The organism is Burkholderia sp. LS-044, from assembly GCF_004803625.1.
GTDB lineage: Bacteria > Pseudomonadota > Gammaproteobacteria > Burkholderiales > Burkholderiaceae > Burkholderia > Burkholderia cepacia.
The window spans coordinates 218,502-232,253 of the sequence record NZ_SSWO01000011.1; the positions used below are offsets into that span (position 1 = coordinate 218,502).

General features: G+C 69.7%; 12 protein-coding genes and 1 riboswitch. Of the genes, 4 read left to right on the top strand and 8 right to left on the bottom strand.

What is annotated here, in order from left to right; genetic code table 11:
• Positions 1-199: 199 nt before the first annotated feature.
• Positions 200-1,864: a tetratricopeptide repeat protein gene (locus E9536_RS26915; protein WP_136471230.1), complete on the top strand. Its 1,665-nt coding sequence runs from the start codon at positions 200-202 to the stop codon at positions 1,862-1,864.
• Positions 1,865-1,942: 78 nt separating this feature from the next.
• On the opposite strand, the gene lnt is transcribed toward E9536_RS26915, so the two are convergent.
• From lnt to E9536_RS26950, 8 genes are all read right to left on the bottom strand, one after another.
• Complete coding sequence (gene lnt, locus E9536_RS26920) at positions 1,943-3,631, bottom strand: apolipoprotein N-acyltransferase (RefSeq protein ID WP_060083097.1); 1,689 nt, start codon at positions 3,629-3,631, stop codon at positions 1,943-1,945.
• Between the two features lie 52 nt (positions 3,632-3,683).
• Positions 3,684-4,571: a transporter associated domain-containing protein gene (locus tag E9536_RS26925; RefSeq protein ID WP_021160150.1), complete on the bottom strand. Its 888-nt coding sequence runs from the start codon at positions 4,569-4,571 to the stop codon at positions 3,684-3,686.
• Positions 4,572-4,875: 304 nt separating this feature from the next.
• Entirely contained in the window at positions 4,876-5,025 is a 150-nt protein-coding gene (locus E9536_RS41585; protein ID WP_021160151.1) for a hypothetical protein, read from the bottom strand.
• A 70-nt stretch (positions 5,026-5,095) separates the two neighbouring features.
• Positions 5,096-5,728, bottom strand: a complete 633-nt coding sequence (locus E9536_RS26930) for a gamma-glutamylcyclotransferase (protein WP_027789177.1) — start codon at positions 5,726-5,728, stop codon at positions 5,096-5,098.
• 12 nt (positions 5,729-5,740) lie between these two features.
• Entirely contained in the window at positions 5,741-6,517 is a 777-nt protein-coding gene (gene ybeY / locus E9536_RS26935; protein WP_136471232.1) for an rRNA maturation RNase YbeY, read from the bottom strand.
• A 146-nt stretch (positions 6,518-6,663) separates the two neighbouring features.
• Positions 6,664-7,710 carry a PhoH family protein gene (locus E9536_RS26940; protein WP_059699926.1) on the bottom strand — a complete coding sequence of 349 codons (1,047 nt, stop codon included), beginning with the start codon at positions 7,708-7,710 and terminating at the stop codon, positions 6,664-6,666.
• A 25-nt stretch (positions 7,711-7,735) separates the two neighbouring features.
• Positions 7,736-9,109: a tRNA (N6-isopentenyl adenosine(37)-C2)-methylthiotransferase MiaB gene (miaB, locus tag E9536_RS26945; RefSeq protein WP_027789180.1), complete on the bottom strand. Its 1,374-nt coding sequence runs from the start codon at positions 9,107-9,109 to the stop codon at positions 7,736-7,738.
• 218 nt (positions 9,110-9,327) lie between these two features.
• Positions 9,328-10,260, bottom strand: a complete 933-nt coding sequence (locus E9536_RS26950) for a LysR family transcriptional regulator (protein ID WP_136471234.1) — start codon at positions 10,258-10,260, stop codon at positions 9,328-9,330.
• A gap of 145 nt (positions 10,261-10,405) precedes the next feature.
• Here E9536_RS26950 and E9536_RS26955 point away from each other — a divergent pair, with 145 nt between their 5' ends.
• From E9536_RS26955 to ribB, 3 genes are all read left to right on the top strand, one after another.
• Positions 10,406-11,581 carry an MFS transporter gene (locus tag E9536_RS26955; protein WP_060313468.1) on the top strand — a complete coding sequence of 392 codons (1,176 nt, stop codon included), beginning with the start codon at positions 10,406-10,408 and terminating at the stop codon, positions 11,579-11,581.
• 210 nt (positions 11,582-11,791) lie between these two features.
• Positions 11,792-12,484 carry an XRE family transcriptional regulator gene (locus tag E9536_RS26960; RefSeq protein ID WP_021160158.1) on the top strand — a complete coding sequence of 231 codons (693 nt, stop codon included), beginning with the start codon at positions 11,792-11,794 and terminating at the stop codon, positions 12,482-12,484.
• Positions 12,485-12,672: 188 nt separating this feature from the next.
• Positions 12,673-12,821: riboswitch (FMN riboswitch) on the top strand.
• Positions 12,822-12,939: 118 nt separating this feature from the next.
• A complete protein-coding gene (gene ribB, locus E9536_RS26965) occupies positions 12,940-13,650 on the top strand; it encodes a 3,4-dihydroxy-2-butanone-4-phosphate synthase (protein WP_136471236.1) in 711 nt (236 codons plus the stop codon).
• The last annotated feature ends 102 nt before the right edge of the window (positions 13,651-13,752 follow it).

Below are 13,752 nucleotides of genomic sequence, written 5' to 3' on the forward strand. Positions count from 1 at the left end.
GAGCGGATGCGGCCGGAACGCGGGCGGGCGTGCCGTCGGCCCCGTCCGGGCGGCCTGCGCGGGCGCGGCCGGCGCGCATCGGGCGGCCGCGCGCGGCAGGTCGCGACGCGCGTGCCGCACGGCTTCGCACGGGCGTTAAGATGCGCGTATTGCGGTGCGCGCGGCGCGTGCCGCGCCACCGCTTGCCGATCCCGACTGCATGGACGATCCGACCGACATCCTCATTCCGCTGCTTCCGCCCTTCCTCGCGCTGCTCGGGCAGGCCGCCGACGCGCAGGCGCGCGGCGAGGCCGCCGCGCACGATCTGTGGCTGGCCGCCGCCGCGCACCTGCATGCGGTCGACGCCGATGCGCTCGCGCAGCTCACCGGCGCGCTCCTCACGCGGCAGCGCACGGCCGATGCGGTCGCGCTCGCCGAATGCGCGGCGCGCGTGCAGCCGGGCGCGACCGCGTACTTCAATCTCGGCTACGCGCTGCAGATGGCGGGTCGTCACGCGGACGCCGTGGCGCCGTATCGCGCGGCGCTGGCGCTCGACGCCGAGCGGCCGTCGCTGCGCAACAACCTCGCGATCGCGTTGCGGCTGTCGGGCAGCGACCGCGCGGAGGAGATCGCGCTGCTCGACGCGGCCGTGCGCGCCGATCCGCGCGACGCGCAGGCATGGATCAATCTCGTCGTCGCGCGGATCGCGACGCACGACCTGGACGGCGCGCTCGCGTGCGCCGCGCGGCTCGTGGAGCTCGCGCCCGACAACGCGCTCGCGATGAACAACGTCGCGATGGCGATGAAGGAGGCGCAGCGCTGGGACGATGCCGAGCGCTTCGCGGCGCGCGCGTGCGAGCTGGCGCCCGACGACGCGTCCTACCGTTTCAACCTGGCGATCATCCAGCTCGTGCGCGGCAACCACGCGGCCGGCTGGCGCGGCCACGAGGCGCGCTGGGACGGCGCGGGCGAGTTGCGCGGCCGCCGGCCGGTGCTGCCGGGCCCGCGCTGGCAGGGCGAGCCGCTTGCCGGCAAGACGCTGCTCGTGTGGGGCGAGCAGGGGCTCGGCGACGTGCTGCAGTTCTGCCGCTTCGTCGCGCCGCTCGCCGAGCGCGTGCATCGCGAGGGCGGCCGGCTCATATGGAATACGTTCCCGCAGGTGGGCACGCTGATGCAGCGCAGCCTCGGCGCGCATGCGGATGCGTTCAGCGCGGGCGGCGGCGTCGACGTGCTGCCCGCCTTCGATTACGAAATACCGCTGATCGGCCTGCCGCTGATGCTCGGCATGGAAGCGTCGACGCTCGCGTCGTCGGTGCCGTACCTGCATGCCGATCCGCTCGCGCGCGACGCGTGGCGCGCGCGGCTCGCGGGCGACAGCCGGCTGAAGGTCGGGCTCGTGTGGACGGGCAGCGCGGGGCACCAGCGCAATCCGTTCCGGCGCGTCGGGCTCGAGCGTTATGCCGACGCGTTCCGCGGGATCGACGGCGTCGCGTTTCATTCGCTGCAGCCGGGTGCGCAGGCGGATGTCGCGGCGGCGCGCGCGGCCGGTTTCGCGATCGAGGACTTCACGGCGGAACTGACGAGCTTCGACGATACGGCCGCGTTCATCGGCGCGCTGGATCTGGTGATCACCGTGTGCACGTCGGTCGCGCACCTGGCGGGCGCGCTCGGCGCGCGCACGTGGGTGCTGCTCGACGTGAATCCGCACTGGCCTTGGCTGCTCGAACGCACGGACAGTCCGTGGTACCCGACCGCGACACTGTACCGGCAGCCGGCGTTCGGCGCGTGGGAGCCGGTGATGGAGAAGGTGAGCCGCGACCTGCGGCGCCTTTCTGCGCAGCCGGTTCAGGCGGCAGTGTCGGCGGAGTCGGCCCGGCAGGGCTGAGCGGCCGGCCGGTTCGCGCTCGAGGGCCGCTGCATGCGGCGGCCGCCACTACGCGCTGCGCAGCGGCGGCGTGCCGCATCATTGCTGCGGGGCGTCGCCGTTGTTCCGGCCGTTGCGCCGGCGCAGCCCGGGGCCGAACGTGAAGCCGAACGCGAGCAGCACGAACGACACCGCGAGCACGATGTTGTTGCCGCTCGTCACGTAAGGCGTGAAGCCGCTCGTGCCTTCGATCCGCACGTCGAGCGAGCCGATCGTGAACGGCTTCAGCTGGCCGAGCACGCGGCCGCGCGCATCGATCGCGGCCGTCATCCCCGTGTTGGTCGAGCGCAGCATCGGCCGGCCCGTCTCGAGCGAGCGCATCCGCGCGATCTGCAGGTGCTGGTCGAGCGCGATCGTGTCGCCGAACCACGCGAGGTTCGTCACGTTGACGAGCACGCCCGGCGGCTGCGGGTTGTCGCGGATCGTCGCGGCGATTTCCTCGCCGAACAAGTCCTCATAGCAGATGTCGGCCATCACCGGCTGGTTGTGCACGAGGAACGGCTTCTGCACCGGCGCGCCGCGCGCGAAGTCGCCGAGCGGCATCTTCATCAGGTCGACGAACCACCGGAAGCCCCACGGGATGAATTCGCCGAAGGGCACGAGGTGGTGCTTGTCGTAGTGATAGATATCGCGCGAATTCGGCGTCACGCCGTACAGGCTGTTCGTATAGTCGACGTAGTGGCCGTCCTCGGTCACCGATGCGCCGACCGCGCCGAACAGCACGGCCGAGCCCGTCGTGTCGCTGAACTTGCGGATCGCGACGGCGAACGGCTCGGGCAACTCCTGGATCATCACCGCGATCGCGGTTTCGGGCGTGACGATCAGGTCGGCCGGCTTCTCGACGATCATCTGCGTGTACATCTTGATCGCCGCGTCGATGCCCGCTTCCTCGAACTTGATGTCCTGCTTCACGTTGCCCTGCAGCAGCCGCACGGTGAGCGGCGCGTTCGCGGGCACGGTCCACGTGACCTGCGACAGCCCGAGACCGGCCGCGATCAGCGCGACCGCGATGCCGGCCGGCGCGGCGATGCGCACGCGCGCATTGCCGGCACGGGGTTCGGCGAGCGGCGACGGCCGGGCGGCGGCGAGCGCCTGCACGACGAGCGCGGCGAACAACGCGAGCACCCACGCGATCCCGTACACCCCGGCGACCGGCGCGAAGCCCGCGAACGGGCCGTCGACCTGCGGATAACCGCTTGCGAGCCACGGGAAGCCGGTGAAGACGGTGCCGCGCAGCCATTCGCCGAGTGCCCATGCGCTCGCGAATGCGAATGCGCCGTGCCAGGTCGGCGAAAACGGCCGCGGGTCGGGCGTGCGGCGATGCCACGCATGGCCTGCGCAGAACGACCACAGCCCGGCGGAGAACGCCGGGTACAGCGACAGGTACAGCGAGAACAGCACGAGCGCGCCGCCCGCGAGCGGCGCGGCCATCTCGCCGTAGACGTGCATGCTGATGTAGAGCCACCAGATGCCGCTGATGAAGTTGCCGAAGCCGAACGCGCCGCCGGTGAGCGCGGCGCTGCGCCAGCTCGCGGTGCGCGTGAGCTGCGCGAAAAACCAGACGAATACGACGAGTTGCAGCCAGCCGCCATGCGGCGTCGGCGCGAAGCTGAGCGTATTGGCGGCGCCGGCGAGCAGCGCGGCCGGGTAGTGCCAGCGCGGCAGCGCGCGCCCGGGAGGCGGCGCGAGAAGGCCGCCAGCCGGGCGGGACAGGATCGGATCGTCCATGTGAAGCGAAAGTGGGCGAGCGGTTGTGGAACGCGCGGCTGGCGCGCGACGGTCAGTCCTCGTGCGAGGTTTCGGCGCGACGGCTGGCGAGCGGGTTGCGGCGCACCAGCAGCACGTGGACCTGGCGCGCATCGCCGCGCTGGATCTCGAACACGAGGTTGCCGAGCTGCAGCTTCTCGCCGCGATGCGGGACGCGGCCGAAATGATGCGTGATCAGCCCGCCGATCGTATCGACTTCGTCATCCGGGAAATCGGTGCCGAACGTCTCGTTGAACTGTTCGATCTCGGTGAGCGCACGCACGCGGTAGCGGCCGTCGGGCCCCGAGATGATGTTGCCGGCTTCCTCGTCGAAATCGTATTCGTCCTCGATGTCGCCGACGATCTGCTCGAGCACGTCCTCGATCGTGATCAGGCCCGCGACGCCGCCGTATTCGTCGACGACGATCGCGAGGTGGTTGCGGTTCACGCGGAAGTCGTGCAGCAGCACGTTCAGGCGCTTCGATTCGGGAATGAACACGGCCGGGCGCAGCATCCCGCGCACGTCGAATTCCTCTTCGGCGTAGAAACGCAGCAGATCCTTCGCGAGCAGCACGCCAATGACGTTGTCGCGGTTCTCCTCGTACACGGGGTAGCGCGAGTGCGCCTTTTCGAGGACGAACGGGATGAAATCCTCGGGCTTGTCGGCGATGTTGATCGCGTCCATCTGTGCGCGCGGCACCATGATGTCGCGCGCGCACAGGTCGGACACCTGGAACACGCCTTCGATCATCGACAGCGAATCGGCGTCGATCAGGTTGCGTTCGTGGGCGTCCTGGAGGATTTCCAGCAGCTCGCCGCGGGATTCGGGCTCGGGCGAGATGAAGTCGGTCAGGCGCTCGAGCAGCGAGCGCTTTTCTTGCGGTTTGTCGGTTGGCTTACGACTGGGATACGAATCGTTCATGGTGGTGCGCCCGGGTCATGCCGGAGCGCGCTGTCACGGAGTAGGCAAGGATACACCAAGGGCACGACGCGACCGTGTCACACCGGCCGCACGGCCAGGGTGGGCAGCGCGTACGAGCCCCCTCTCGGACGGCCGCGCCGGGCGCGACATCGTCCTCGCGTCCATCCTATCCCAGAAAAGGGCGGCGGGGCAGCGGCGAAAAAAACGGGTGCGGAGGGGAAGCGGAGCCGTGACGCGGAAAAGCGTTCGGCCGAGGCAGTGAGCGGCGGCATTCTGCCGCACGCGGGCTTCGCCCGGCCGCGGTTCAGAACCGCATGCCGGCCGAGCAGCCGCCGGCGGCCGCGCCGTTGGTCGCGGCGCCGCCGCAGCCGAGTATTCCGCAGCCGGACAGCGCGACGCTCGCGGCGACGATCAGCGCGGCAACCCTGCAACGCGACCAGCGAGACGGTTTCATCGGTCTTGTCCTCGCAAGAATGCGGCCACGGCGCGGCAGCGCGTGGCGGCGAGCCGGGCGCCGTGCCGCGTCACCGGCATCGCGCGAGCAGCCCTTCCAGCGCGCGATCGGGGATGCCGCTCGCGCGCAGCGCGTCGACCGTGCGGCTGACGTAGTCGAGCGTCGTGCCGTAGCGGCCGGCCGCGCAACTGAACACTTCCTTGACGACGGGGTCGGACAGCTTGCCCGTATAGGTCGGCGCTTCGCGGCGCATCACGAACGCGAGTGCGTTCACGCGCTCGCCGTTCTCAAGCGAGCACGGCAGCCATGCGGGCCGGTACGAACCCATCGGCATCTCGCGTTTCCACAACGTTTCGAGGTGCGGTTGCGCGGTCGGGCCGGCGAGCCGGAACGCGATGCCCGAGCACGAGCCGCCGCGATCGAGCGCGAGCACGAGGCCGGGGCGTTCGGGTGTGCCGCGGTTCACGCGCGACCACAGGTAGAGCCCGCGATGATAGCCGTGCACCTTGCCGCGTATGGCTGCGACGGTCGGCAACCCCGGGTTCCAGATCAGCGAGCCATAGCCGAACAGCCATAGATCCTGGCGGCCGTCCCAGTCGCGCATCGTGTGCGCGAGCGACGCCGCGAGTTCGTCTTCCGTCAGCAGGCGCCCGTCGCCGATCGACGGCGGGTAGGCGGGCGAGAGCGTCGCGGCGTTGCGCATCGTGCGGACGGCTTACTGGTACGGGTTCGGGAAGCCCAGCTTCGCGAGGATGTCGACTTCGAGCGCTTCCATTTCGGCTGCGTCCTCGTCGCTCGTCTCGTGGTCGTAGCCCTGCGCGTGCAGCGCGCCGTGCACCAGCAGGTGCGCGTAATGGGCGGTGAGCGGCTTGTCCTGGTCGTGCGCTTCCTTCTCGACGACCGGGCAGCACAGCACGAGGTCGCCGATCACGGTGCCGTCGGGCGCCGCGTCGTACGCGAAGGTCAACACGTTGGTCGGATAGTCCTTGTGGCGGTAGCCGGCGTTCAGCGTGCGGCCTTCTTCTTCGCCGACGAAGCGCACGGTGAGCTGCGCGCTGGCGAACAGCGCCGGTTCGAGCCATTCGGCGATCAGCTTGCGCTTGGGCAGCGTCTTGCGCACGTCGCTCGTGATCTCGTCGCCGTACTGCACGGACAGGTCGAGCTCCGGCTCGCGCAGTGCGTCTTCGGTGTCGTCCTCGCGCGGTGCGGGCTCGGCACCCACGTGCAGCGTCACGCTGTCGTAGTGCTCGGGCTGCAGCGCGATCTTCGCGCGCATGGCCGGATCGTTGTGCTGCGCGACGATCGCGACGGCGGCTTCCCCGGAACTGCCAGACAGGTCGAACATCAGGCTGCGGCCGTCGGGGAAGTCGATGCGCAGCCCTTGCGCGTTGACGGTCCGGGCCTTGCCTTTCGCATCGAACAGCGAAAGGCGGGGGGAGGCGGGCGCGGCGGACTGGGCGCGCCCGGACTTGCGGGAACGGGAGTATTTCATGACGCGTGCGGCGATTGGGACGCGTTGAGGATACACCAAACGGCCGATCGCACCCGAATTCACGCAGGCGAAAAAAAGCCCGGCGCGCCGTCTGGCGGGCCGGGCCGGGCTGTCAGGCCGGGCGGCGTGCCGGTGCCGCCGGCCGGTCAGCCGTCCTGGTGCTGCGCGTGGAATTCGTCGTACGCCTCGACGATGCGCGCGACGAGCGGATGGCGCACGACGTCCGCGCTCGTGAAGCGCGTGAGCGCGATGCCGCGCACGCCGCCGAGCACCTGCTGCGCCTCGACGAGGCCGCTCTTGTGGCCGCGCGGCAGGTCGACCTGGCTCGTGTCGCCGGTCACGACCGCCTTCGAGCCGAAGCCGATCCGCGTGAGGAACATCTTCATCTGCTCGGGCGTCGTGTTCTGCGCCTCGTCGAGGATGATGAACGCGTGGTTCAGCGTGCGGCCGCGCATGTACGCGAGCGGCGCGATCTCGATCATCTGGCGTTCGAACATCTTCGCCGTCTTGTCGAAACCGAGCAGGTCGTACAGCGCGTCGTACAGCGGACGCAGGTACGGGTCGACCTTCTGCGCGAGATCGCCCGGCAGGAAGCCGAGCCGCTCGCCGGCCTCGACGGCCGGGCGCGTCAGCACGATCCGCTTGACCTGGTCGCGCTCGAGCGCGTCGACCGCGCAGGCGACCGCGAGGTAGGTCTTGCCGGTGCCGGCCGGCCCGATGCCGAACGTCACGTCGTGCGACAGGATCTGCTTCAGGTATTCGCGCTGCGCCGGCGTGCGGCCGCGCAGGTCGGCACGCCGCGTGTAGAGCTTCGGCGCGGGCTCCTCGTCCGGCTCGCTGGCGTCGAGCTGGACGACGGGGTCGTCGAACGGATGGTCGGGGTCGCCGCGGAAGCGCACGTCGATCGTGTCCTGGCGGCCGTTGCCGCCCGTGTGGCGCACTTCGACCAGCGCGAGCTGGATGTCGTCGACCGACAGCGCATCGCGCGCGCGGTTGTAGAAGTTCTCGAGCGCGGCGAGCGCGAGCTTGGCGCCGCGCCCGCGGATCGCGATCCGGTGGCCGCGTCGCGACAGCGTGACGTCGAGCGCCTGTTCGATCTGCCGCAGGTTCTCGTCGAGCGGGCCGCAGAGGTTGGCGAGGCGCGCGTTGTCGTCGCGCGGCGCGACGAATTCCAGTGCTTGGGTCGGCTTCAAAGTGGCGTCGGGCTCCGGTGGAACGTCAGTGCGTGGCCGCGCTCGCGTCGTCGCTCACGAGCACGAGCTCGCCGCGCAGCGAATGCGGGTACGCGTGGTTGATCTTCACGTCGATCATCTGGCCGATCAGGCGCGGGTGCGACGCGAGCGGCGCCGGGAAATTCACGACCCGGTTGTTCTCGGTGCGGCCCGCGAGTTCGTTCGGGTCCTTGCGCGACGGGCCCTCGACGAGGATCCGCTCGACCTTCCCGACCATCGACTGGCTGATGCGCGCGACGTTTTCCTCGATGGTCGCCTGCAGATGTTGCAGGCGTTTGAGCTTCACCTCGCGCGGCGTGTCGTCGTGCAGGTTCGCGGCCGGCGTGCCGGGGCGCGGGCTGTAGATGAACGAGAAGCTGGTGTCGTAGCTCATCTCGTGCACGAGCGCCATCATCTTGTCGAAATCCTCCTCGGTCTCGCCGGGGAAGCCGACGATCATGTCGGTCGACAGCGACAGGTCCGGGCGGATCGCGCGCAGCTTGCGGATCACCGACTTGTATTCGAGCACCGTGTAGCCGCGCTTCATCGCCATCAGGATGCGGTCGGAGCCGTGCTGCACGGGCAGGTGCAGGTGGCTCACGAGCTTCGGCACCTTCGCGTAGGTGTCGATCAGGCGCTGCGTGAATTCCTTCGGGTGCGACGTCGTGTAGCGGATCCGCTCGATGCCGGGGATGTCGGCGACGTATTCGATCAGCGTCGCGAAATCGGCGATCTCGGACGAGCCGGCCGCCAGCGCGCCCCGATAGGCATTCACGTTCTGGCCGAGCAGCGTGACTTCGCGCACGCCCTGGTCGGCGAGGCCGGCCACTTCGGTCAGCACGTCGTCGAGCGGACGCGACACTTCATCGCCGCGCGTGTACGGCACCACGCAGTAGCTGCAGTACTTCGAGCAGCCTTCCATGATCGACACGAACGCGCTCGGCCCCTCGACGCGCGCCGGCGGCAGGTGGTCGAACTTCTCGATCTCGGGGAAGGTGATGTCGACCTGCGCGCGGCCGCTCTCGCGGCGCGCGTCGATCATCTGCGGCAGGCGGTGCAGGGTTTGCGGGCCGAACACGAGGTCGACGTACGGCGCACGCGACACGATCGATGCGCCTTCCTGGCTCGCGACGCAGCCGCCGACGCCGATCAGCAGGCCGGGCTTCGCTTCCTTCAGCTCGCGCACGCGGCCGAGATCGGAGAACACCTTCTCCTGCGCCTTCTCGCGCACCGAGCACGTGTTGAACAGGATGATGTCCGCGTCTTCCGGCGTGTCGGTCTTTTCGAGGCCTTCGGCCGCATTCAGCACGTCCACCATCTTGTCCGAGTCGTACTCGTTCATCTGGCAGCCGAAGGTCTTTACGTAAACTTTCTTGGTCATGGGGATTCGCCGTTCGCAGTGGTTGACCTGGGGGCGTCGTCAAGAGTGAATCGGGACGGCCGCGCGCGCTGCACGCGGATGGCGCGCAGCCAGCATGTGAAAAGCCGTCGGGAAAGCTTTCCATTATAGCTTTTCACGCTGCCCGGGACGGGCGGCGGGTTGCGGCCGCGCGACGCCGGCCGGCGCGTTCCGACCCTCGAGCCGCGATGCGCCGGCCGTCAGCGGCACGCGTTCAGCAGGTCGTCGTGCGCGGCTTCCTCGCGCGCGAAGCGTTCGGCGAGAAAGTCGAGCAGCACGCGCACGCGCGGCGCCATGTAGCGCTTGCCGGGATAGATCGCGTGCAGCGGCGCGCTCTGGTGCCGCCAGTCGGGCAGCAGGACCTTGAGCCGCCCGGCGCGGATGTCGTCGGCGACATCCCAGATCGAGTTCAGCACGATGCCGCGGCCGCGCAGCGCCCATTCGCGGGCGAGGCCGCCGTCGTTGGTTTCGAACGCGGTGGCGAGCGGCACCGTGCAGGTCTGGGTGTCGTCGCCGCGCGTGAAGCGCCACGTGTTCATCGGCCCGGACGCGACCGTGATCACGTTGCATGGAAAGCGGGCCAGATCGTGCGGATCGCGCGGCACGCCGTGGCGTTCGATGAACGACGGCGCCGCGCACGGCACGCGCCGGTCCGCGGCGAGCCGGCGGGCGATCAGCGCGCCGTCGGGCGGCGCGGCGAAGCGGATCGCGAGGTCGATCTCGTCCTGCCACAGGTTCACCGTCGAGTCGGACGCCGTCAGCGAGAACGTCACGTCCGGGTGAAGCGCGTTGAATTCGTCGAGCCAGTCGAGCAGCCGGCGACGGCCGAAATCGGACGTCGCCGACAGCCGCACCCGGCCGGCGACCACGTTGCGGCCGGCCTGGAGCAGCGCGTTTGCGTCGTCGAGCGCCTGCAACGCCTGCCGGCAGCCGTTCAGGTACAGGCGGCCCTCGTCGGTGAGCCGCAACTGCCGGGTCGAACGGTCGAACAACCGGGTGGCGACCGCCGCCTCGAGCTTCGCGAGGCGCGCGCTCGCGGCGGCCGGCGTGAGGTTCAGCTTGCGCCCGGCGGCGGACAGGCTGCCCAGTTCGGCCGCCTCGACGAACAGCCGGATATCGCCCAGTCGGTCCATGCGATTTTCCAGAAATATTTGAAAATGGTTCAAACGTTACGCCAATTATCAAATATCGATGTCTTCGGGACAATGCGCACATCCTGCCTTTTGTGCGGTGCGGCACCGACCGGACGCCGCGTCCGCCGTCTTTTCGGAGAACGTCATGCCCATTCCGTTACTGGCGCTTGCGATCAGCGCCTTCGCCATCGGTACCACCGAGTTCATCATCATGGGCCTGCTGCCCGAAGTGGCGCACGACCTGGCCGTGTCGCTGCCGTCGGCCGGCCTGCTGGTCACCGGCTACGCGCTCGGTGTCGCGGCCGGCGCGCCGCTGCTCGCGGTGCTGACGAGCCGCATGCCGCGCAAGGCCGCGCTGCAGCTGCTGATGGCGATCTTCATCGTCGGCAACGTGCTGTGCGCGACCGCGTCCGGCTACGCGATGCTGATGGTCGCGCGCGTCGTCACGTCGTTCGCGCACGGGTCGTTCTTCGGGATCGGCGCGGTGGTCGCCGCGTCGCTCGTGCCGGCCGACAAGCGCGCGAGCGCGATCGCGCTGATGTTCACGGGGCTCACGCTGTCGAATGTGCTCGGCGTGCCGTTCGGCACGTTCGTCGGGCAACTGCTCGGCTGGCGCGCGTCGTTCTGGATCGTCGCCGTGCTCGGCGTGCTGGCGCTCGGCGGCGTCGCCGCGCTCGTGCCGAACCGTCACGACAGCGGGCCGGCCGGCCTCGGCCACGAAGTGCGCGTGCTGAAGGAGCCGCAGGTGTGGCTCGCGCTGTTGATGACCGTGCTCGGCTTCGGCGGCGTGTTCGTCGTGTTCACGTACATCGCGCCGATTCTCGAGACCGTGTCGGGTTTCTCGCCGCGCTCGGTCGCGCTGATCCTCGTGCTGTTCGGCGCGGGGCTGACGATCGGCAACACGCTCGGCGGCAAGTTCGCCGACCGCGCGCTGATGCCGTCGCTGATCGCGATCCTCGTCGCGCTGATGGCCGTGATGGCCGTCTTCGCGAAGACGAGCCACCTGCCGGTCGCGGCCGCCGTCACCGTGTTCGTGTGGGGGATCGCCGCGTTCGCGACGGTGCCGCCGCTGCAGGCGCGCATGGTCGAGAAGGCCGCGAGCGCGCCGCATCTCGCATCGACGCTCAACATCGGCGCGTTCAACGTCGGCAATGCGGGCGGCGCGTGGCTCGGCGGCCTTGCGCTGGAACACGGCCTCGCGCTCGATGCGCTGCCGTGGGTCGCCGTCGCGGTGACGTTCGCGGCGCTCGTCGTCACATGGTTCGCGATGCGGCTCGACACGCGCGGGTCGGCACGCGGTGCGGCACCGGCGGCGCAATGAGCGAGCCCCGCGGCGCGACGCGATAGCGGCAGGGAACGGGGCGCGAGAAACGCATTCCTCCGCGATGCTGATAACGGTGTGAAGATAACTTCGTTTGCCGGTGCAAGGCCGGGTGATAGCGTTTCGATACGCGCCGTTGCTGGCGCAACCCGATTCCCCATCCCGGCTTACCCCATACGCAGGGCCGCACAGCGGCCCGGAGGCAATGCTATGTCTTCATCCCTGGCGCTCGTGCGCGACGTGTCTTCCTTCGAGTCCGGCGACGCCGCCGATGCGCGGGCGTCCGCGTCGCTCGATGTTCTCGAGCAGGTCGTCGGCGTGAACCTCGCGCGGTTGCGTGCCGAGCGGCAGTTGTCGCTCGATGCGCTCGCGCGGCTGTCCGGCGTGTCGCGCGCGATGCTCGCGCAGATCGAGTCGGCGCGCAGCGTGCCGTCGATCAAGGTCCTCTGCAAGATCGCCGCGGCGCTGAAGGTTTCGGTCGCCGCCTTCCTGCGCCGCCATGCGGTGAACGGCTTCGAGCACCTGGCGGCCGAGCGCGCGTCGCGCGTCGTCAGCTCGAACGGCCGCTTCTCGGCGCGCGCGCTTTATCCGGAAGGCGAGCCGGCCGCGGCCGAATTCCACGAGCTGCGGATCGCGCCGCTGCACACGGAGCCCGGCGCACGCCGCGCGCCCGGCACGACGGTCAACCTCGTCGTCAGCGAGGGCACGCTCGAAGTCAGCGTGCACGACCGCCGCCAGTTGCTCGCGACCGGCGATGCGATCGTGTTCGATGCCGACCAGCCGTACAGCCTGCGCAACCCGGGCGACAGCGAGGCGCGCGCGTTTCGCGTGACGGTGAGCCCCGAGGTGCCGCCGCGCTGGCTCGTGCCCGATGCGGCACATGCCGCGCACGCGGCCGGCTGATCGCGCAGGCCGCCCGGCGCGGACCGCGTTCCCGTCGTTCGCGCGGGATCGCGGGTCGTCCGTCGGCCGTTCGGACGATGCCGTTAGACGGGGTCGTCGGTAAGGTTTTAGCTGGAGTTCACTGCGCCGCGCGCGCAGCTGTTGTATGCTTGGCCCGCCGCTGACGGGGTTGTCCCGTCCGGCAATCAGTGCGTCTTCAGGGCGGGGCGAAATTCCCCACCGGCGGTAGGCTGGCGTAAGCCGGCGAGCCCGCGAGCGCCCGCGCATCCGCGCGGGGTCAGCAGATCTGGTCGAATGCCAGAGCCGACGGTCACAGTCCGGATGAGAGAAGATGTGCAGATAGTCATGTCCGCCAGGGCCGCTTCGTCACATGCGCGAAGCGGGTTGTCGTTCTGTCTGTTTGCAATGCCCTGAAACGTTTTTCGCCCAAACCGTATTTGCGAGGAGCGTTTCACATGTCCTTGATGTCCGTTTCGTCGGCACCTGCCGACGCCTTTGCCGATCTCCCGTTGCTGGATTCCGAACCGGTGCCGCCGCGCATCGCCGCCGCGCTCGATGCGATGCGCGCAGGCCGTGCGGTCGTGCTGCAGGACGACCACGACCGCGAGAACGAAGCCGACCTGATCGTTGCCGCCGAGCGCATCACGCCCGAGACGATGGCGCTGCTGATCCGCGAGTGCAGCGGCATCGTGTGCCTGTGCCTGACCGACGACACGGTGCGCGCGCTCGAGCTGCCGCCGATGGTGCAGACCAACGAGAGCCGCAACGGCACCGCGTTCACCGTCTCGATCGAGGCACGCGAAGGCGTGCATACGGGCGTATCGGCGGCCGATCGCGTGACGACGATCCGCGCGGCGATCGCCGAAGGGGCGAAGCCGCACGACATCGTGCGCCCCGGCCACGTGTTTCCGTTGCGTGCGCAGCCGGGCGGCGTGCTGGCACGCCGCGGTCACACCGAAGGCACGGTCGACCTGTCGATCCTCGCGGGCCTGAAGCCGGCCGGCGTGCTGTGCGAGCTGATGAATCCCGACGGCACGATGACGCGCGGCGACGATGTCGAGCGTTTCGCGCAGCGGCACGGGCTGCCGATGCTGACGATCGCGGAACTCGTCGAGTTCCGCGAGGCGCTGGCCTCCGCGCGCGAGCGCTGCTGCGAACCGGCCTGAGTGAAGGGAAGGGGAAAGCGGGCGCGTTCATGCGCCCGTGGCACGGCGTGCGTGAAGCGGCGCACGCCGGACAGGCCCGGTCAACCTGACCGGGCCGGAACG

Excerpts from the sequence above, each read along its gene's own strand:
- E9536_RS26915 (WP_136471230.1), top strand. The coding sequence starts at position 200 with ATGGACGATCCGACCGACATCCTCATTCCGCTGCTTCCGCCCTTCCTC.
- lnt (WP_060083097.1), bottom strand. The coding sequence starts at position 3,631 with ATGGACGATCCGATCCTGTCCCGCCCGGCTGGCGGCCTTCTCGCGCCG.
- E9536_RS26925 (WP_021160150.1), bottom strand. The coding sequence starts at position 4,571 with ATGAACGATTCGTATCCCAGTCGTAAGCCAACCGACAAACCGCAAGAA.
- E9536_RS41585 (WP_021160151.1), bottom strand. The coding sequence starts at position 5,025 with ATGAAACCGTCTCGCTGGTCGCGTTGCAGGGTTGCCGCGCTGATCGTC.
- E9536_RS26930 (WP_027789177.1), bottom strand. The coding sequence starts at position 5,728 with ATGCGCAACGCCGCGACGCTCTCGCCCGCCTACCCGCCGTCGATCGGC.
- ybeY (WP_136471232.1), bottom strand. The coding sequence starts at position 6,517 with ATGAAATACTCCCGTTCCCGCAAGTCCGGGCGCGCCCAGTCCGCCGCG.
- miaB (WP_027789180.1), bottom strand. The coding sequence starts at position 9,109 with ATGACCAAGAAAGTTTACGTAAAGACCTTCGGCTGCCAGATGAACGAG.
- E9536_RS26950 (WP_136471234.1), bottom strand. The coding sequence starts at position 10,260 with ATGGACCGACTGGGCGATATCCGGCTGTTCGTCGAGGCGGCCGAACTG.
- E9536_RS26955 (WP_060313468.1), top strand. The coding sequence starts at position 10,406 with ATGCCCATTCCGTTACTGGCGCTTGCGATCAGCGCCTTCGCCATCGGT.
- E9536_RS26960 (WP_021160158.1), top strand. The coding sequence starts at position 11,792 with ATGTCTTCATCCCTGGCGCTCGTGCGCGACGTGTCTTCCTTCGAGTCC.
- ribB (WP_136471236.1), top strand. The coding sequence starts at position 12,940 with ATGTCCTTGATGTCCGTTTCGTCGGCACCTGCCGACGCCTTTGCCGAT.